Raw genomic sequence first — 20,856 nt, forward strand, 5'->3', positions numbered from 1 at the left:
CATGTTAAAAAAAATAATGGAGCTTGCAGAGCACATACAAAGGAATATATCTCGTTCAGCCAGTTTGGCAATTGTATGTTTTAGTTTAATCAATTCTGCACACGCAATACCCTTTGAGCGGATCAGCCAGGTTTATTTTTTCGGTGATAGTTTAACAGATAGTGGGTATAACGATTATTTTCCAACCCCCTCAGGTAAGGCGCCTACCTTTACCACTTATGCAGGTTATACTTGGGCACAGTACGTGGCGCGTGATATTAAAGGCTTTGCATTAACTTTACCTGCACAATATCCAATTACTTACCCCAATCTTCCTAACGATGAGGTTACAAATAATACTACTCCCCCTATTCAGTCCCAATGCCCAAGTCCGGCTTGTCCTGTATCAGGCATGCTCAAAGGTATTGATTATGCTGCTGGTGGTAGTTCCACTAATTCGATAGGATTTGGTTTGAAATGGGCACCTTCCCTGCATGCTCAAGTCAATCAGTTTTTGACAACGCATCCCACTGTAGATCCTAATGCTATGATTTTCATTTGGTCAGGTGCAAACGACATTCTTACAGTGTTTAGCACCTCATCAACATCACCGATATTTCAACTTCTACTCTTAGAAACAGCAAATGCCGCAGCAAAAAATATTGCTCAGGAAATAGCTTTACTCAGTAAACACGGAGCGAAAAGAGTCGTCGTTCTGAGCTTGCCTAATATTGGTTATACGCCATTTATAAATGATCTTGTAACGGTGGGACTCGCTCCTCCATCACTTCCGGGGGATATGAAAACCGCAACATTTACCTTCAATTCCATGCTCAATCAAGAATTAGGTAGAGTTAAAGCCAAGTATGGTACTAAAATTTTATATGTAGACGTTTATGATCTCCTGGACAATGTTATTCTTGCAACTAAAGCAGGAAGGCCTTATGTAGTAGGAGGGGAGTCATTTTACTTTACTAACTATAATTCTCCTGTATGTGGTTATATTGTCCCGCTTACTCCAGGTGTATTACCTTCTTATGTGCCTTCAATAGTATGCACTATGGGCTCCAATGGTTATGTTTTTGCGGATGAACTTCATCCAACTGACATGGCGCACCGTTTATTATCCATTGCCGTAGAACAACAAATTCATCGTTGGATATAACGTGTTTTGAGTCGATGCTCCTTGAGATGAGTCCTAAATAAAAGAGGTTTTTAAATAAACCTCTTTACTAATTATGAGGAGAAAGATGCTGTGAGAGCTAAAAGGATAACTTCCTTTGGGAGATGTCTTGCTTGGAGAAAGGCTCGTTTTCAAAAACATTTTGTTTAAAAGGACTTAGTTTTTCAACAAAAAAGCCTATTATATTTTTTCCAATCCAATTTTCACTACCGTTAAAACGCTGCAATTTTGTTGTTTTTTGACCGGTACAAAGTAGAATTTTTTCAATATAGCGAAAACAATCGTTTTCACCCGCTTTCATTTTGGTGAAAATATAGTTATAAGTACATGACTGTGTTTCTTGCAATTGCTGATGAAAAGCCATCATGTCCACAATCTTTTCACCCGTTACCTTTCGTTCTTCATGTTGAGTAAGCCGTCGCGTTATCACATCAGATTCACCTAATGAAAACTCAATAAGTTCAGGTTTATTCTGATTGGGCAGTGAAAGAATAATGCACGCATGGTGTCCTAGATAACCTTCAAGATTTTTGCTGACAAATTGTGCGTTCAATGCTGCTATTTGAAACGTTTGCATTGCCCGTAAAAATTTTTTATAGGATTCTTTATTATTGTCAAAACATTCTTTTAATAGTCTCGTTTTTACTTGTTTTTTATAATATGAAAAAGGTTTTACTTTGTGTTCATGCATATCGAGTAAACACTCTTCGAATCTATCAATGCAAAATTTTAATTGTCTTGTGAGTTCATTTTTAAATAGTTTTTTGGGGGCTCTAAAACCAATAGCTGCCCCAAAAGCAAATCCTGTGAGCGCTCCGTCTTTTAAATAGCTCAAGGGATTGTTTAAATCCCAAACGCTTCTTATTAATCCAGCAATTGAACCCACTAAACCACCTAGGACTCCAGTAAAAATTGATAATAATGTGGAACCAAGGTTAATGATGGCATAACCAACGACCACGGCCTTTGTATTCGTCTTAGAAAACTCGCGGAGTTTCTGGTAGGATTGATTAATTTCATGAAGCAACCTATGCGGTAAAGTAGCATTTTCTGGCCGCAAAAAACGAATTAATTGGATACTTAAATGGGTTAATTCTTTTAAAAAATCTTGATACTGATTCGCATCGGCTTTTTTAATGGAATTGAGGGCTAACAATAGATAATACTTGACTTCACTAATAGGTATTTTAACGATTGCGTCTAGACATTTTTGCAGTTCTTGAGCATTAAAAGGACGGGGCATAACTGATTTATCTCTAACCGTTATAATAACAACCAGGGCTTGTTGACAACTCCTTCCCTGTACCTAATTTCGTGATAAAACAATAACCTATTAATTTATAAGGATATTTTAGCAGAGATAAATGACAGAGTACACTATATAAATAGGTATGCATAATAAAAATGAGGGCATCCATTCCCTGAGTTTTTATATTGAAAAGAGTTTGTTCTTTTCTACTTTTTCTTTGCGTGGAGCGATGGGAATATTTTGGAGAATATTCTGAATTGATGATTGATTGTAACGTCGCTGGGGATTGGTTTTTTCAAATGGCTTGTCACTAAAAAATGTAGCGTGATAGCTTGGAATATTGGAGTCGCCATAGTCGAATACAATTTCTTGATTACCATATACTGCCTGAAACTGAGCAGCAATATAGGCTTCTAATATACAAGTTTGCTCCTCATTTAAATCATTTCGCTCAAATCTTCCTGAGACAAGATATACTTGCAAGTAACCTTTTCGTTGACAAATATATCCTGCATAAAATGCAGAGCCGTCATAATCCCCTTCGGGTACTGTTAATGAGGGATGACCATAACGATCTTTCCAATTTAAAAATGAATGAACTGACTTACTAAAACTGTCCTTAAATCCCATATATCCGTACTCTTTTTCATAGGCATTTTTTACACCAGTGGCCAAAATAAAATCGCTGCGTAAAGCCCAGATTCGCTTTTCTTGGGGCTGCAAGGGAGCGTGAATACTTGTAATTTCTTGATAGCCTGGATTAATACTTCCTTCATCAGAATAGCTGTATTTGGGGTTAACGGGAGGAATATTACTTTTAATATAGTTTTGAGCTTTTTCAAAGCATGAATCATGATGTGCTATTTTAACTGCTTCACTAATTGATGAGGATTGATAAATCCTAGAGTTTTTATTTTTAGGAAATGGTTTATTCTTAAAAAATAATGCAGAGTCAATGTCGTCCTGTTCTGGAGTTGTATCATAAAATATTATTTTTTGGAGCCCATATGCTTTTTGAAACTTTAATGACAGATAAGACTCAATGACATGAATTTGTTCTTTGGTTAAAGGTAAAACTCCTTCTTCAACTCGATTACAACGATTGTATCTTCCAGAAGATAAGAAAACCTCCAAGTACCCACTTCGTTGGCAAATAAATCCAGCATAAAGTACCGTCCCATCGTAATTATTATCGGCTATGGCAAGGGAAGGATGGCCATATCGATCATTCCAATTTAAGTAGGAATATTGTGATTTTTCAAAAGTTTCTTTTAATCCATGATAACCATGTTGCTGTTCTGCATTTTTAACTCCGGTTGCTAGAATAAAATCACTGCGTAATGCAAATATGCGCTTTTCATTAAGTCTCAGAAAGGTATCAACTTCCTCAATACGTTGGAAAGCTGGATTTACTCCTGACTCCTCAGAATAAGTATATTTAGGTAGCACCCCTTTAACATGGCGTTGGATGTAAGATTTCAATACAAACTCCACATTAAAAATTTTTGATACAATGTCTGTGACGCTAGAACTCATTATAATGACCTCGTATAGTCTCCCAAATTAATCCATTTTGTTTCTATAGATGGATTTCTGGGTTAAATTCAGCAGTAAAAAGCCATTAAAATTCACATGAGTTCCGGATAAAGAGTCTATTTAGATCCAATTTCCATTTTGAAGCCTTAGCACAGGACTTGAAATTGGTGCTAAGGCTTTGAGACAGCGCTATGCGCTTCCTCAGTCCGAATGATTCGTAGTAAATTGACGTTCTCTTATAAGAAGCTCAAGTTAAGACTATTGCCGCTAAATTTGAATTTGAGCGCTTTATATTGGCCGCATATTATGAACCAGTATCGCGAAACCTGGACACTGGTGTTGGGGAGGATTAATTTGTTAGCGCTTTTTCCAAATAACTCCGCCCAACCTCGACAACAGTGTCCAGGTAGCGCATTATCATTTGTTGAACGCTTATGTGTTGCATATTAAAAAGTATCAATATGTAATAAAAATTCATTATGTCACTTTGCTGAACATAGTGTCAATTGTTTTTATTTTAACCCAAAAAACTACTAAGTCATGGGATTGCTGATGGTTTAAACGTAAGTCATAAATTTGCAGAGTGTTTGCCAGAAAATGGAGGTATAACAAATTTGTTGATTTACATTTATTACGTCATCTTCCGGCTTGACCGGGAGATCCAAGTTCTTTGCTCATCAATGGATCCTTCGCTCAAGACTAAGGATGACGACACTCTAGCGTAATAAGACACCAATAATTTTGATACATAACCCAGAAAATGGCACAGATAATTTGGTTTATGCATCTACGAGGGTCTGTTGACAATTTTAGTTCCCGACGTCCCACGGCTTGTCTGCGGGACGTCGGGTTCAGTAGACGAATTATCAACAAACCCTGATATCAGATTTGGCACATGATCTCCTGCTGGGTGCCACTAAGAGAATGTTTGGAGTAATTCTCTTTAGGTGCAAATAAGCTTCTTACTTGAGAATTCCCTACATCAACTTTCTGCGCCATCGCTAAATTTGTTTTAGGTTGCACACGATAACCCAAAGCATTTAAAACTTTTGAAGTGGTATTTTCAGAGTTTTCCAGATCCATGACTGCATTGTTGCTGCTTGATGTAGCAGACACAATTTCTTGTTGTTTAAAACGATATAAATTGGCCAATACAATTGTGGATTCAAGCACTACTAATGCAACACCAATTGCGGGGTTGAGTGTAAAGCCTAAGGCAACAAATAATCCTGCTGCTACTAAAGTAATTGCTGAGTTATAAGTCAAACTCACAAATAAGTTCTGGTAAATATTATCTTTGGTTTTTTGAGCGACATCAAAAGCTGTGGCGATAGGAAATAACAACCCTTGTTGGATTACTATTCCTGCATGCTGTTGTGTGCTGCTATCTCCGATATCAGATTTTATAGCAATACCTATATTTGAAAAGGCAAAGGCAGTAAGATCGTTGGCAGCATCACCCACCATTGCCACTTTATAGCCTTTATTTTTTAATCGTTGAATATAGCTGGCCTTAGATCCTTCACCAGCACCTACTGTATTTGTACAAATATTATCTTTAGAAATACCTAATAATAATGCATATTTTTCTGCAGTTGCTCTGTCCGCTCCTGTGCAAATATGTACTGTTTTACCAAGACGTTTTAGGTAATTTACAGTGGCAATGGCATCTTCACGCAAAGGGTCGGTTAGCGCAATTTGTCCTATTACTTTTTCGCCACGCACAATATAAACGGAACCATTTTCAGGATTATCATAAGGCTCGGCTATATGCGTAATTCCGTTTGCCAAAAGCATATCTTTATTACCGATCATATAGTTTTCGCCATTGATCACGCCTTTTATGCCCGAATGATGACTTTTGTCAATTGAACTGATTTCTAAAAGTTCATTGGCTACAATGTTTTGCTTGTATAGGTAAGATTTAATGATTTTTGCTATGGGATGATCGGATTGACTTTCTAATAATGCGATATGGCTTAGGAATTTTCTATCGGCAATATACAGTGCATCTACTACAACCTCGCCTTTAGTGAGCGTGCCATTTAAATCAAAAACAATGGTATCAATGTCAGCAGCCGCTTGTAAGGCTTGCCCGTTTTTAAATTGAATCCCTTTTTCGGAGGCTTTTTTCATTCCGATTTTAACTGCCATGGGGGTAATCAAACTCAAAGCACAGGGACATGCGCTTACAAGAACCGATACGATACAGTGAATGGCAAGCGCGGGAGTAAATAATATACTTATGACAATACCTGAAATAGCTGCTACTGCAAGCAAGCCAGGAATGAAATATTTCAAAACTCGCTCCGCAAACAATTCAATAGGTGCTTTTTCATTATTTGCTTGATTAATATTTTTTGCGATTAATGATAGATATGAGTTTTGATACGTTTTTGTAACGCGCATTTGTACCGAAGGAAGATGATCCGCTAAACGCATACCTGCTTTTACTGCATCGCCTGGTTGAAATTCCTTAAGATAGGGCGAACCATCAATTCGTGTGGTATAAAGCAGTGCTTTTTCAGTTAACACACCATCAACAGGAATAACCTCTCCTTGTTTTACTATAATGAGGTCATTAGGTATTAGTTTTTTGACGGAAATTTCCTTATCAGGATTACCTCTTAATAAAACTAATGGAGCAATGCAATCGCGCACATCTAAATTTTTATTAATTTCGTCTACTAAAGTATGTTCAATCCCTTCGGCTAAATGCCAGAACGCTAAAACAAGAGGCGCTGCTTCAAACATCATAGGCAAGCTAGGGACAAACAGGCCGATAACGGACACAGCAACAATGGTTAAAGTGCTTATTGTATATAAAGCTGAGGTATCCCATTTTTTTTCCCGCAATGCCTCCCATGCTGATTGATAAACAGTATGCCCCAAATATAATGTCATTAAAGTGGTAAGTCCTGTTATGACATAATAGGCGGTCATAGGAATATTAAAACTTGCAATAGAAAGGGCAAGCAAGCCTATTCCCCAAATCAAACCTAAGGCGGCTTTAAGCCAATGGTTCTCATGACCATGCACATGGCCATGAGTATGGTCATGGGAGTGAGCATGATTATGCTCTTGGGGATGATTTTGGCAATGGTCAGGACAATGACCATGGTTATGGGAATGATTGTGTTTGGATTTTTTTTTGCGTTTTTTAGGAAAAGGGTGTTTGGTGTGTGTTGTATGTTGATGATCTTCGTACCCCATCTCTGCTTCATCTGAAAGAGCTTCTTTTTCTATTCTTTCGCTTACAGGGATATTTTCTGGCAATAATAATTGGGTTACTCTAGTTTGTACGGCAAGGGTATCTTTGGATTTGCACAATAAACTGATGCTTTTATTTTGACTGGTCAAATCGATTGCTACTCGTACTATTCCCCATTCCTTAGCTTTGTTCAAAATTTGTTCAATTTTTTCTGTGGTTTTCTTCGGATCGAGAAGTTGGACATCATCTGAAAGGTACAATCGATAATTATAATACATGGTTTTTTACCTCTAAAAATCCAAAAGGAAAGTGGCTCAAAAATATTTCAAATTGCACACCAACACCATAAAAGTGTTACATTATAACAATTCATTGCTAAAGAACAAGAATAATTAAGTAATTTTTATACATTAAGCGAGTGCGAGTTTTGGATAAAGAATCTATTTCGATCTATCCTCCATCGCGAACCGTTCGGGCTGAGGAGGCATTCATGCCGTCTCGAAGCCTTAGTCCAGAACTTGAAAATTCGTACTAGGGCTTCGAGACAGCGCGATGCGCTTCCTCAGCCCGAACGGTTCGAAGTAAATCCAGGTTCGCAGAGACGAAACTCACATTCGGTTAAGGCCCGTGCCTACTTTCCGTGGCTTGTCCACGGGATCCAAAGATCTAATAAAGAATCTATTTAGATCCATCCTCCATCGCGAACCATTCGGGCTGAGGAGGCATTCATGCCGTCTCGAAGCCTTAGTCCAGAACTTGAAAATTCGTACTAGGGCTTCGAGACAGCGCGATGCGCTTCCTCAGCCCGAACGGTTCGAAGTAAATCCAGGTTCGCAGAGACGAAACTCACATTCGGTTAAGGCCCGTGCCTACTTTCCGTGGCTTGTCCACGGGATCCAAAGATCTAATAAAGAATCTATTTAGATCCATCCTCCATTGCGAACCATTCGGGCTGAGGAGGCATTCATGCCGTCTCGAAGCCTTAGTCCAGAACTTGAAAATTCGTACTAGGGCTTCGAGACAGCGCGATGCGCTTCCTCAGCCCGAACGGTTCGAAGTAAATCCAGGTTCGCAGAGACGAAACTCACATTCGGTTAAGGCCCGTGCCTACTTTCCGTGGCTTGTCCACGGGATCCAAAGATCTAATAAAGAATCTATTTAGATCCATCCTCCATCGCGAACCATTCGGGCTGAGGAGGCATTTATGCCGTCTCGAAGCCTTAGTCCAGAACTTGAAAATTCGTACTAGGGCTTCGAGACAGCGCTATGCGCTTCCTCAGCCCGAACGGTTCGAAGTAAATCCAGGTTCGCAGAGACGAAACTCACATTAACTTAACGTATGAATAAGCTCCTTTTTAAATTTCTCCCTCCACCGTGCTTAATATGGGGAAGAGGGGATTGAATGGAGAAATAATAGTGTTTCTTATCCATATTTAGGCCAACGTAATGTTTTCACTAGATTTTTAACCGGAGTCCATAAAGCAGTATGTAGAGGTTTAATTTCGTAGGAAACTCTCAAGAACAAGTCCCTGAACGTCGGAGAGTAGAGCCAAAATGCATTTTTAGAGATATGTATAAAATTCAGCGGCAACAGCAAAGGATATATTAAAGGGTATGTAGTAAGATGAGGTTTAGAGCAAGCATGCATTCAGTTAAGTGCCGCAAAATAATCAGTGTCTCATGTTTGATTCTTTTTTCGTGAGATGAAGACTGTGATACACTAGTAAGCTTAAACCTAAAAAACTAAAGATGATTTGATGAAGCATAATTTGTTGGACAAGGCCTATAAGCATTGTGTGAACCATGGTTATCGATTTACGGAGCCAAGGGAGCGTGTCCTCAAAATATTAATTGCAGAAAGAGTGCCGCTCAGTGCTTATGAGATATTGCAAAAATTATCTATGGAAGTTGCAAATCCCAAACCGCCTACAGTTTATCGTGCGATTCAATTTTGGCACCAAGAAGGATTTATTCATTGTATTGATAGCCTTAAATCTTATGTTGCCTGTTTGCATGGACATCATGTGGGGCAAGCACAATTTCTTATATGCAATCAATGTGATTTTGTCAAAGAATTAGAATGCATCATAGATTTCACCCCGGTAAAAGAATTAGCTGACTCCATTCAATTTTCAATTATAAATTGTACTGTAGAAATCAAAGGATTGTGCGCTCATTGTAATCGGAGCCATCCAGATTGCTAGGATTACCTTAAACAATAATTTAATCTTACACTATACCCAAATTATTTCTGATCGCATAAGATGGATCAATTAAATCATTTGTATACCACAAGTTAGCATCAGTTTCTGAGTTTAAGGACATACCATGACATGTAGATTTACTTCTTTGATGACACGTATAGGTCTAGGAATTTTAGGATTATGTATTCCTCTTTTGGGGGCGGCACTTTCTAAACCGACATTCAGTATCGTAGCAACCACACCAACCCAAGTTATAGTTCCTAGTACAGGGTCAGTAAAAATAAACTATCAAGTGACCAACAATACCAAGCTCACACGCACATTAACCATGGTGCCAATAAAAGGAATTAGTCAAAATACGGGTGGTGTAGAAAACTGTAAAAGCCCTTTTACATTGGCGCCTAATCAATCCTGTATGCTTTCTTTGCAATTGAATGGAAATGAACTGCCTGCTTCTTATTTAGGAGGGCCTATCGTCTGTAAAACTAATGGACCTAAGGATCCGACCCCAAGTCCTTTTTTATGTGCACGGCCCAGCCCAGAATCCATTTTAAGTATTAAAGTGGCGCCTTTGCTTGCCATTAAAGTCTATCATGGACGGCCTTTGTTGAATTCTACTGTTCCACAAGGTTTAAGCAGAAAATTTTATGCCATAGGTTTTTTTGCTAATGAAATCCATAGAAATGTGACAAAAAATGTAGTTTGGCATTCTTCAGATCCCTCCATTGCAACCGTTTCAAATGCTTCGGGATCTTATGGGGTTGTTACTGGGGGCAATGCTGGTAATACAACTATTTCTGCCTCTTTAAACGGTTTATCAGGTTCAGCGCCAATACAAGTTACTACTGCGGTAGTGACTCAAATTCAGATTACACCAAGTGAGCCTTCTATTGCTAAAGGAACAAAGCAGCAATTTACAGCAACGGGCGTCTTATCGAATGGAAGCACCTTGGATTTGACGACGCAAGTGAATTGGACATCCTCAAATTCTACGGTAGCTGACATCTCTAATGCTTCAGGAAGCCAAGGCTTAGCTTCAGGAAATGCGCTAGGCACAACCACTATTACGGCTACTTATGGAGCTCAAGCAATGAGTACTTCATTGAAAGTAACCGCAGCAACCTTAAGCTTAATACAGGTAACCCCTGTTAATCCATCCATCCATAAAGGAACAACGCAACAATTTATGGCAACAGGAGTATATTCAGATAACAGTACTGAGGATTTAACTTCTTTTGTTACCTGGAGCTCTTCTAATCCTTTGGTTGCAAGCATTGAAAATGCTCCTGATGCTCCGGGATTAGCTCTAGGTGTTGGCACCGGAGGAAGTACAATGACTGCAACTTATGGAAGTGTGTCTGGTAATGCATTTCTAACGGTGACTCCAGCTCTGCTCACCTCCATAATAGTTAGTCCCTATAATATCTCTATACCTAATGGTTATTCGCAGCAATATACCGCCAAAGGTATTTATACCGACAACACAACGCAGGATTTAACTAAAGAAGTAGCATGGGCTTCAAGTGAGACAAATGTGGCGAGTATTTCCAATGCGCCCGATAGTCCTGGAGCGGCTGTAGGAAAAGGGGTTGGTAGTACCCTAATCACTGCAAGTTTAAGCGGTGTTACTGGAGCTGCTCCTCTCAACATCCTTGAGGCTGTTCTTGATTCTATTGTTGTGACTCCCGCAAATACTTCCTTTCCATTGGGAACCAGCCAACAATATAAAGCGATAGGAGTCTTTTCGGATGCTTCCGAGAAAAATTTAACTACTGATGTAACTTGGATTTCTTTCGATACGAATGTTGTCACAATCTCTAATGCGACCGGAACTCAAGGCTTGGCTCAATCCGTAAGTTTAGGTAATGCTACACTTCAAGCGAGTTTGAATGGCATTTCAAGTACTACGGGCATTATGGTCTCAGCAGCTGTGCTCACAGGAATTACAGTGACGCCAGCAGATAGTTCTATTCCCAGAGGCATTAATTCAACCCAGCAAATGATAGCAACAGGAGCTTATACTGATTCAACGACTAAAGACATTACTACCGAAGTATACTGGCAATCAGCTAATGAACCTATTGCTACTGTATCTAATGCAGTAGGGAGTCAAGGATTGGTAACTGCACAAGGAGTTGCAGCAACAACTAATATTATTGCTACCAAAAACTTAATTTCAGGAAGTACTTCATTAACCGTTTTTGCGCCACAGATAGGACAAAGTTATGGCGGGGGGATAGTTGCCTGTGATAGTGGAGGATTGTTACACTTAATCGCAGCGACTTCAGATATTAGTTCAGGCATTATGTGGGGAGGGTATGGAAGGGCCGTAGGTCTAGGTGCCCAAAGCTCCATAGATGGTGCGAGCAATACGCAAGCGATTGTCAATACATTGGGGTCAAGTAGCAGTTATGCAGCAAGGCTTTGTGCTACATATAATGGGGGAGGTTATACGGATTGGTTCTTACCTTCTTCAGAACAACTCCATTGCTTATGGGCATACCATGCAAACATAGGTGGGTTTGACCTCGCAAGTGATTATTGGAGCTCCACTGAGTCATCTGTGAGTCCAGCTTATAATGCAATGGGTGAAAATTTTACTGAGGGAAATCCAACGAACCTCGATAAGAATACAACGATTAGGGTTCGTTGTGTGAGACAATTTATGTAATTGAGCAGGAGGAGCTTCATGTGCTCCTCTTGGATGTATATTTTGTTTTTCTAAAGAGAACACTATTTTTGATAAAATTTTAGTAAGCGAAAGGTATTATGTCAGAATATTCTCCACTATGGCCTCATGGCGAGATTATTAAAGAATTTGAATGTATCTATGTAGTACGGGGTTCAAACATCACTTATTTTGAGAATAAGAAGATTCAACACAGTAGAAACATGACCATTATTGCAAATGATGGTGATCTAGCACTGATTAATACGGTGCGTCTGAATGAAGACGAATTACGAAAGCTTGATGCCTTAGGGGATGTCAAGCATGTCATTCGTATTGGCGCTTTTCATGGTAGGGATGATCAATTTTATTTAGATCGCTACAATGCCTGTTTATGGACGGTTCAACCTAAAGAGCAAGCGAGTAATCCTCACCATTCTACAACACAATATTTAAAGGATGCTGATAAGTTACCCATAAAAAATACGCAATTCTTTATGTTTAAAAACGCCACTCCCGCAGAAGGATTTCTATATTTTGATAATGATGGGGGTATTATTATCAGTTGTGACAGCATTAAAAATTGGGTGAGCGTGGATCAATTTTTTAGTGAAGAGACGGCTAAAATGGCGATCTCTCAAGGAGAAATTGCAAAAGCTCGAATCTCACCTATTTGGCTTAAAGCCACTGGAGTACAAGGAAATGATTTTGCTCATTTATTAAAATTGAGATTTAAACATCTTATTAGTGCCCACGGAGATGTTTTAAGAAATACTGCTTATGAGGATGTCAATAATTCTGTGAGGCAAATCTGTTAAAATATCTATCTTTGTAACATCATCCCGAGCTGCTTGCCGAAGATCCCTCACATCGCTCGGAATGGGTGTAGAACTACCTACCATTTTTTCTTTCGATTTTGGCTCGAATCATAAAGTTGAAGAGTATTTTAGAAGAGCTCGTCATTCGTGTTTTTTGGGTGCACATTAATATCAAATGAATGCATTGAATCAGCAGCAGCTCCAGGAATTTTTCGTGATTCATTCGCCCACTCACCTAAATCAATGAGCTTGCAGCGATCAGAACAAAAAGGTCTGAATGGGTTATCCGAGTGCCAGGTATTTTGTTTTTGGCATGTTGGGCAGGTGATTTTTTGATCTGTGTTCATAAGGTTCTTCGTCAATCTCTCTTAGGAAGTATACGCATATGTATCTGTTGGGAGCAATTATTTTTAGTTTTCAATTGAGAAAATAAGGTTTTATCTGAATTAATGTTTCAAATTTATGAGTGCTATAGCCTATAAATAGTATAATCCAGTCGAAATGAATAACAGGAGATGAAGAAAAAGAGAGATACATGAATGTAAATTATCCTTTCACACAAACAATAGGGATTAATCTGGCTACTTTCTTAGTTAAACCAGAATCTTGGGCTGCATCAACAACAAGATCCACATTTTTATAAGCTCCAGGAGCTTCTTCTGCTACTCCACGATAGGAACTGCTGCGAATCAAAATGCCTTGTTGGGCTAATTGCTTGATGATATCTTGGCCTTGCCATTGTTTTGTTGCTTGATGTCGACTCATTGCTCGTCCTGCACCATGACACGCTGAACCAAAAGACTTATTTTGGGCATTTGCTGTTCCTGCTAAAACATAAGAAGCAGTTCCCATACTGCCCCCAATAATGACGGGCTGACCTACATGACTAAAAGAAGAGGCTAATTGAGGGTGACCTGGTCCAAACGCTCGGGTAGCCCCTTTACGATGTACAAATAAGCGCTTTGATTTACCCTTTATTTGGTGTATTTCTTCTTTACAGGTATTATGGGAAACATCATAGATCAGGTTTATTTTGGTGCCAGGTATCTCATCTTGAAAAACTTCGCGCATAAAATGAGTAATGATCTCCCGGTTCGCTAAAGCACAATTAATTCCGGCGCGCATCGCCCCTAAGTAACGCTCACCCATTGGCGAACGAATAGGTGCGCAAGCCAGCTCACGATCAATTAATTGAATTCCACGTTGTTGTGCGTCAATGAGCATGGAGCGTAGAAAATCAGTTCCTATTTGGTGGCCCAAGCCACGCGAACCGCAATGAATACTCACTACTACATCGCCTTGAGCCAAACCAAATGCCGCAGCAGTTTTGTCACAATATATTTTTTTTACTTCCTGAATTTCTAAGTAATGGTTACCTGAGCCTAAAGTACCCATTTCATTTTTTTGACGCTTTTTTGCATGTTCTGAAACATGCTCTGGTAACGCTCCATCAACACGACCATAATCCTCAATACGTTCTAAATCTTCCTTTTCTCCGTATCCTTGCTTAACCGCCCAGACAGCGCCGCCACGTAACATATCGTCCATTTGTTTCATCGTCAGATTAATACGACTTTTGCTCCCTACACCTGCTGGAATATGGGCAAATAAAGCATCAGCCAGTTGCTCTTTATAAGGTTCAAATTCTTCACGTTTAAGCCCAGTGCTTAAGAGCCTTACGCCACAAGAAATATCAAAACCAACTCCTCCCGCAGATACGATTCCCTCATGCTCAGGATCAAATGCTGCAACTCCACCAATAGGAAAGCCATATCCCCAATGAGCATCAGGCATGGCATAGGAGCCACTAACAATTCCTGGTAATGTAGCTACATTAGAAACTTGTTCATAAACCTTCATATCCATATCGCGCAACAAGCTTTCTGAAGCAAAAATAAATCCGGGTACTCGCATTTTACCGTGTTTGGGGATTTGCCATTCAAAATCACTGATTTTTTCTAATAAATTTAAGTCCATCGATTTTGCCTTATTTCCTAAAAGAGGGTGTATTGCAATTGTTTATTCTGGTAATTATACATCAACAACACATTGTGCTATCCAAGTTTGATTGCTTTGATAAACTTTTAATTCAGTAAAAGTAGCTCCTTTAACTTCCACTGCGGGTTGATGCCGAACAATATCCACTTGTTCTCCTGCAATTAGAGCAGTTAATTTTAGTCCCTTAATCGTGATATCAAACTGGCTAAAAAGCATCTTATGGATTGCCATGTTATAAATAATGGCATTTAACCAGTCAATGAATAAAATCTCTTGATTCGGGGCTTCACAGCTTATGCGAAGCTTTTTTATTGGTTGAATTAATTGATGAGTAATGACATGAGTCAATGCAAGAGCTCCCATTGCAAATGCCTCAGATAAAGTAGAACCACAACCTCTCACACCTATATCTGATTCATGAGAGAAATGCTCCCATCTTTTTTGAGCAATCAATTTAGATTCCTAATTTTATCGTTGTTATAAATGCATCATAGGCCATATTCACCGTTGATTGCTACCGTCTTGCATAAGCCGCAATAGAGAGAAGAACCATTCCCATACCTATGGTTTGGCCTATAGTTAATCGCTCACCAAGTACTATCCATGCAAGAATTACTGTAGCCAATGGCATTATTGCTGTGGATAAAGAAGCCATTACTCCGTCTACTTTTTGACAACCAAGAAACCAAAAAACATAAAAAAGACCTGTGCTTAAACCTAAAATAAATAAAATAAGCCAATCAAAAAAATGAATCGATAAATTATCCCAAGAGCAAAAAAACAGACACAACATCAATAATAGGGCATTTATTGCGTTAAGTAAGGAGGAAATTAAAAATACAGGAAGGGTGGGAGTATGCATTTTACTTAAAATATAGTAAGTCGCTTCGGGTATAAGAGAGAGTAAAACAAGCATATCTCCCCAAAATGAATGGCTCGCTTGAACACTACTTAATTTATCAAATCCAATAATGGCTAGCCCTAAAGTGGCAAACCCCACACAAATGATTTTTTTTCCTGATATTTTTTCACTAAGAATAATCCAAGACATGAGTGCAATAAGTGCAGGGAGTGCACTAGTAATAATACCAGCAACATTGGCATCCGTGTATTGCAACCCCCCTAACATAAAGAAATTAAAAAGTACGCCTGCAGAAAGCGCTTGGGCGATTATAAAAAACCAATCTTTTTGTTTTAATTGAGAAAAATAATAGCTCATTGATGCTTTTTTTGATGAAATGAGCGCATGCAAAAAAAATAAAATAATGGCAGCTAGAGTAAAGCGTAGTGTTAATATAAACAGGATTGGGATTGACGACAGCACGTATTTAGAAGCAACAATATTCACGCCTACCATAATCTGGGCCAGAATAAGAAAGCACATACCGTGCAGAAAATAAGTCGTATATTTGTTCATCAACATCTCTAATTGTAACTAATTAAGAAGATCAGTTTAGCAGAGTTAAACGCAGAAAAAGTTATCTGTTTCCTGCATTTTTTGTGCTGTTTAACGCTTTTGTTCTCCATTGCGAAGGAGACTCACCAAATGTCTGAGTAAATCGACGACTAAATGCAGATAAATTCTCATAGCCTACTGCAAAAGCGATTGCTTCAATTGAAGTATCCTTTAAAGACAGCAATCGCTTCGCATGATGTAATTTTTGAGAACGCCAATATTCTGCAAGACTATAACCCATAACGTGTTTGAATCGACGTTGTAATTGACTCACACTCAAATGGCAATACTTCGCTACTTTGTTTATATCTACAACATCTGCAAAATAACGATCAATCCAGTTTTTTGCTTTGATTACCGTTTGATCCATTTCAGCGGAAAAAGAGTTTGTTGCAAAATGAATAAGCAATTGATTGATCAATGAATTGGCAAAAATATCTTCTTCCTGGACCGTTAAGTAATGATGGGTAAATTGCACCAGTTTCTTAATATTTTTTGTGAGGTTAAATTCGTGAGAGTGGTATCCATTTGGCTGATTTTTAGTTCCAATATCAACTACTAAAAAAAGATTTTTGGAGCTTCCTGCAAAGCAGTGTTGCTCATTGGGTGCAATGTATACGCCAATATTATTGTTTATTACACCCGAATAATTTCCTGCTTCTAACTCCATAGAGCCAGCTACTGGTAATACTAACTGCGCAAAATCATGGGTATGGCTATGACTCTCAGTATGATAAGAACGTAGATCCATACGATGAGCTATCATGTTATTCTCTCTTCGAAAAGCAAGATATAACCTCGTATTATATCCTAAATTTCTTTCTAGACCGAACGGTTCCAGGAATATAAGGGATCTTATAAAATCATTATTTCGATCTCATGTTCAATAAGGGCAGCAAAATGAATTGCTTAAGACAGCTGTTTCAACTCCAATCAAGTATCTTTTTATTTTTTATTCTCTTCTTCATTATCGCTACTGCTCATGCAACATTCAATGAAAAGCCGTTTGTTATCATGAGCTTTAATATTGAAAATGGTGGAGCACAAATTGATTTTAATCAGGTGGTTAAAGCAATTAAACAATCTAAAGCAGATGTAGTAGGTATTCAAGAGGCGTGGGGGAATACTAAACGTTTAGCAAAAGCATTAAATTGGCATTACTATGATCCATACCAACATGTTATCTCACGATTTCCATTATATAAAACAGCGCCACGACAAAGATTTGTCTTAATTGAAATAAAACCTAAACAGTTTGTTGCTGTTGCAAACGTGCATTTACCCGATGAGCCGTATGGTCCTGATCTCATTAACCAAGGTTTTGATGCAAGTATTGTGCGTAAAAACGAACTGAAAGTACGTTTCCCAGAAATAAAACCCGTTCTTGATCAATTAGCAGCTCTCGCAAAAGAAGGAGTGCCTGTATTTTTAACAGGTGACTTCAATTCACCTTCTCATTTGGATTGGTCCCATGTTACCTTACAAAAACAACGCAATCACCGTTATGTAATGAATTGGCCTGTTACTCAATATGCAGCGAATAAGGGTTTTGTGGATTCATACAGACAAATTATTCCCAATGCTTACCAATTTCCAAGTTTTACCTGGCCAGCAAAACGAGCAGCAGTAAAAAACTCAATGGATAATTATAATCCTTCTAATAAAGACTTACCTGATCGCATTGATTTTATTTTTTCTTCAGGTCCTGCTCAAGTGCTTGATAGTCAACTTATTGGTGAAAAAGATGGCAAAGATGTGAGCTTTTCTCTTTCGCCTTGGCCATCAGATCATCGAGCAATCGTTTCGCACTTTAAAGTTAGAGCATCTTATTTTCCGATACACCATCTGAAATTATTTCCTGTAATAGGCGAATATCGCAATAAGAAACCTCGGGTTATGGTCTCTAAAAAAGTACTAAAATCGGGTGAGCCTATTAAGATTTTCTGGGAAAATGCACCAGGGTATTTCTATGATTATATAAGTATTTCTCCTAAAAATAGAAATAAAACAATGAATGAAAATATTCGTCTTTATACTCAGGGAGAAATTAATGGCATTATTCAATATTCGAACAAAAACGTACAAGGAAATTGGACTAATTGGCACAAAGCTCATGCAAGTTGGCCACTTGTACCGGGAGTCTATGACGTAGAATTAATGTTAGATGATGGATATAATTCACTAGCAGCGACGCAAATTATAATAAAGTGATTTAAAAGAGTTTTCAATTTTCAAATTACACCAATCTGAGGCTATCTCCTGGTGGGGATTAATTAATACATTGGGTGGTGTTAAAATGTGGATTTTAATTTGATCATTCACTGGATGCCTCAGAGAAGCTGATGCATGTAGGCGATGGAGTTCATTATCAATGCACACCTAATTTTTTACTAGGGGCTGTTGACAATTCATCATTCTACGTCCCGCGACTTGTTCCTGAGAGAGCCTCACACAATTTAAAAAAGGAGTACCCCGTTGCTATTTAGAACCGCTCAGCCTGAGGAGGGGCAAAAAGCCCCGTCTCGAAGGTTCCTTCTGAGGCTTCGAGACAGCGCTTTGCGCTTCCTCAGCCCGAATGATCCAAGTGTATAATGGATCAAAAACATTTTTTAGTTTAAATTGTGTGAGGCTCTCTCAGGAACAAGTCGCGGGACGTAGGCGGTTAAAATACCGATTGTCAACAGCCTCTATTTATTTTTTGATAAAACTATTCCTAATGTTGCAGCAGCTCCCAATGCTAAGACCCCTAATCCAATATTTTTCATAGAAAAAAAACTATACCGATTGGCTTCTTCTTTTTGTTGCTTAATGCTTTCTGGAGATGTATAAAAAGTTGGATGATTTAAAAGTATTTTACCACTTGGGGTTACCGGTTTTCCTACCAGAGATGCAGCTTCAATTTCTGTGTAACCTTCATCAATTAATTGCTTGATTTTCTTATCTATAAGTTTTTTTGATGGTGAAGCAGCTGTTCTAACATTAAGGAATCGATCATCGATTTTTCCATCATCTTTTCCATCTGACCATGAAACTTGTTTCTTATCTGCTTTTGATTTTTCTGCCTTATCTAACTCAATTAGAGCTGATACATTTTGCTCATTTAACATTTAAATGTTCTCTCAAAATTATCAAAATTTTACCCATGATAACAACAATTCATTAAGACAATATTAAGGCATTTGCAACAGATATTTGCCATCTTTGTACAGGACAATTTTTGAATTTAACGGTTTAAAAAGAGAAATAACTCATTGATATTAAAGGAATAGTAGTAGTTAAAATTTAGGGATATCCATTCAATCAATGTAATCCCGTGATATTTATTATAATAACATATTTTTTATAGAGAAGAATTTAAAGATTTGCTTTAAAATTGGTAAGATCTTAATCTTTGCTATTTGCCATTATTTTTGGGCCAAAATTAATGAGCAATAAGAGAAAGCAGGTTTTTCATCTCTATTTTCTTGAATAATTGTGAAGCCAATTTCAGTCAACATGCGCCGGTAATTTTCAGCTGTTTTCATCACATGAGGGGTGAAATCATCGTGAAAAATATAACGATATTCTGCAGAAAGACAACGATCATTATTTTCTTCTTTATAAAACTCACAAATGCTTACAAGGCCATTTTTAGGTAATGCTTGATAAGCCATAGTTAATAGCTTTCTATCAACTTGTTCATTCCAGTCAAAGAGTACTCGGGTAAATAAAATAAGATCAAACCCGTCTGGAAAGGTATCTTCTTTAATAAAATCGCCCTCAATAACACTTACTTGATTGCTTAAGTTTTTATCAGCAATTGTTTTTCTTGCCATTACAGCTGGCTTGGGTAAATTATATACTGCAGCTTTTAAATGAGGGTGTTCGGTAACAAAAGCACAAGCCATAGTACCATCTCCTCCCCCTACATCCAAAAGAGCGGATACTTTTTTAAAGTTGATGCCATCCAAAATACACCGAATCGGTTGCTCTGCTGTTTTCATCATCCAATCCTCTAGCCATACCACTTCTGTATCTTTTTTAGGAGGCCAGGAAACACTTGTTTTGACTTTACCATAACGTAATACGTCAGTAAGATTTTCTTCTGCAGCGACATTCCAGCTATTAAAAAAGAACTGCATGTTCCACCATCGATTACTTTGCATTAACTGGTAAAACTCATCGGTTAATTTATAAGCAGGTTCACCATTTATTTCATTTTTTATTAAAAAATATTCACAACTAAGCAGATGGAGCCATTTTTTGGCTCTGATTGGCATTAATCCTAAATTTTCGATGATTTCTTGCTCTAAAACAAATTCATTTTTTTCAAATAAGGCGAATAGGTTCAAATTAAACATTGCTTCTACGAGTTTTAGCCGCGCACCAGAAGCGATAAGGGAAAAATAATTTTCGTAAAAATTGATTTTATTTTCTGGATTTTTTTGTTCTGCGCTATCTTTTTGTGCTATTAAATAAGTATGAGTGTCATGATGTTCTTTTGCAGAAGATTTTAAGAATGAACTTTTGAACCATGACATTAGTGTTTTCATATAAAATAAATTTTAGTGGGGA

Annotated in this window: 15 protein-coding genes; 5 read left to right on the forward strand and 10 right to left on the reverse strand. The window is 38.1% G+C overall.

Annotation, left to right across the window (positions count from 1 at the left end):
• Nucleotide 1 precedes the first annotated feature (1 nt).
• Nucleotides 2-1,144, forward strand: a complete 1,143-nt coding sequence (locus DYH34_RS03875; RefSeq protein ID WP_058465907.1) for an SGNH/GDSL hydrolase family protein — start codon at nt 2-4, stop codon at nt 1,142-1,144.
• Nucleotides 1,145-1,241: 97 nt separating this feature from the next.
• On the opposite strand, the gene DYH34_RS03880 is transcribed toward DYH34_RS03875, so the two are convergent.
• The 3 genes from DYH34_RS03880 to DYH34_RS03890 all read right to left on the reverse strand — a co-directional run bounded on the left by DYH34_RS03880 (nt 1,242) and on the right by DYH34_RS03890 (nt 7,436).
• A complete protein-coding gene (locus DYH34_RS03880; protein ID WP_058465908.1) occupies nt 1,242-2,405 on the reverse strand; it encodes a hypothetical protein in 1,164 nt (387 codons plus the stop codon).
• A 186-nt stretch (nt 2,406-2,591) separates the two neighbouring features.
• Nucleotides 2,592-3,947: a hypothetical protein gene (locus DYH34_RS03885; protein WP_058465909.1), complete on the reverse strand. Its 1,356-nt coding sequence runs from the start codon at nt 3,945-3,947 to the stop codon at nt 2,592-2,594.
• A gap of 882 nt (nt 3,948-4,829) precedes the next feature.
• Nucleotides 4,830-7,436, reverse strand: coding sequence for a heavy metal translocating P-type ATPase (locus DYH34_RS03890; RefSeq protein ID WP_058465910.1), 2,607 nt, complete (start codon nt 7,434-7,436; stop codon nt 4,830-4,832).
• Nucleotides 7,437-8,915: 1,479 nt separating this feature from the next.
• On the opposite strand from DYH34_RS03890, the gene DYH34_RS03895 reads away from it, so the two are divergent.
• The 3 genes from DYH34_RS03895 to DYH34_RS03905 all read left to right on the forward strand — a co-directional run bounded on the left by DYH34_RS03895 (nt 8,916) and on the right by DYH34_RS03905 (nt 12,848).
• On the forward strand, nt 8,916-9,362 hold the full coding sequence (locus tag DYH34_RS03895) for a Fur family transcriptional regulator (protein WP_058465911.1): 447 nt from the start codon (nt 8,916-8,918) through the stop codon (nt 9,360-9,362).
• Between the two features lie 124 nt (nt 9,363-9,486).
• Nucleotides 9,487-12,033 (forward strand): Ig-like domain-containing protein, encoded by a 2,547-nt coding sequence (locus tag DYH34_RS03900; protein ID WP_058465912.1) that lies wholly within the window; start codon nt 9,487-9,489, stop codon nt 12,031-12,033.
• 98 nt (nt 12,034-12,131) lie between these two features.
• Nucleotides 12,132-12,848 (forward strand): hypothetical protein, encoded by a 717-nt coding sequence (locus DYH34_RS03905; RefSeq protein WP_058465913.1) that lies wholly within the window; start codon nt 12,132-12,134, stop codon nt 12,846-12,848.
• A gap of 128 nt (nt 12,849-12,976) precedes the next feature.
• Here the strand turns inward: DYH34_RS03905 and yacG are convergent, their stop codons facing one another.
• The 5 genes from yacG to DYH34_RS03930 form a co-directional block, all read right to left on the reverse strand.
• Nucleotides 12,977-13,195: a DNA gyrase inhibitor YacG gene (gene yacG, locus DYH34_RS03910; RefSeq protein WP_058465914.1), complete on the reverse strand. Its 219-nt coding sequence runs from the start codon at nt 13,193-13,195 to the stop codon at nt 12,977-12,979.
• 199 nt (nt 13,196-13,394) lie between these two features.
• Nucleotides 13,395-14,825: an RtcB family protein gene (locus DYH34_RS03915; protein WP_058465915.1), complete on the reverse strand. Its 1,431-nt coding sequence runs from the start codon at nt 14,823-14,825 to the stop codon at nt 13,395-13,397.
• Nucleotides 14,826-14,879: 54 nt separating this feature from the next.
• Nucleotides 14,880-15,299 (reverse strand): archease, encoded by a 420-nt coding sequence (locus DYH34_RS03920; RefSeq protein WP_058465916.1) that lies wholly within the window; start codon nt 15,297-15,299, stop codon nt 14,880-14,882.
• A 61-nt stretch (nt 15,300-15,360) separates the two neighbouring features.
• Nucleotides 15,361-16,269, reverse strand: a complete 909-nt coding sequence (locus tag DYH34_RS03925) for a DMT family transporter (protein WP_058465917.1) — start codon at nt 16,267-16,269, stop codon at nt 15,361-15,363.
• Between the two features lie 55 nt (nt 16,270-16,324).
• Complete coding sequence (locus tag DYH34_RS03930) at nt 16,325-17,068, reverse strand: helix-turn-helix transcriptional regulator (protein ID WP_058465918.1); 744 nt, start codon at nt 17,066-17,068, stop codon at nt 16,325-16,327.
• 134 nt (nt 17,069-17,202) lie between these two features.
• Between DYH34_RS03930 and DYH34_RS03935 the strand changes: the two genes are divergently transcribed.
• A complete protein-coding gene (locus tag DYH34_RS03935) occupies nt 17,203-18,513 on the forward strand; it encodes an endonuclease/exonuclease/phosphatase family protein (protein WP_058465919.1) in 1,311 nt (436 codons plus the stop codon).
• Between the two features lie 476 nt (nt 18,514-18,989).
• On the opposite strand, the gene DYH34_RS03940 is transcribed toward DYH34_RS03935, so the two are convergent.
• Nucleotides 18,990-19,409, reverse strand: a complete 420-nt coding sequence (locus DYH34_RS03940) for a hypothetical protein (RefSeq protein WP_058465920.1) — start codon at nt 19,407-19,409, stop codon at nt 18,990-18,992.
• A 297-nt stretch (nt 19,410-19,706) separates the two neighbouring features.
• Complete coding sequence (locus DYH34_RS03945) at nt 19,707-20,834, reverse strand: methyltransferase (RefSeq protein ID WP_420795589.1); 1,128 nt, start codon at nt 20,832-20,834, stop codon at nt 19,707-19,709.
• Between the last annotated feature and the right edge of the window lie 22 nt (nt 20,835-20,856).

The sequence above is a fragment of the Legionella cincinnatiensis genome, assembly GCF_900452415.1.
In the GTDB taxonomy this organism is placed as follows: domain Bacteria; phylum Pseudomonadota; class Gammaproteobacteria; order Legionellales; family Legionellaceae; genus Legionella; species Legionella cincinnatiensis.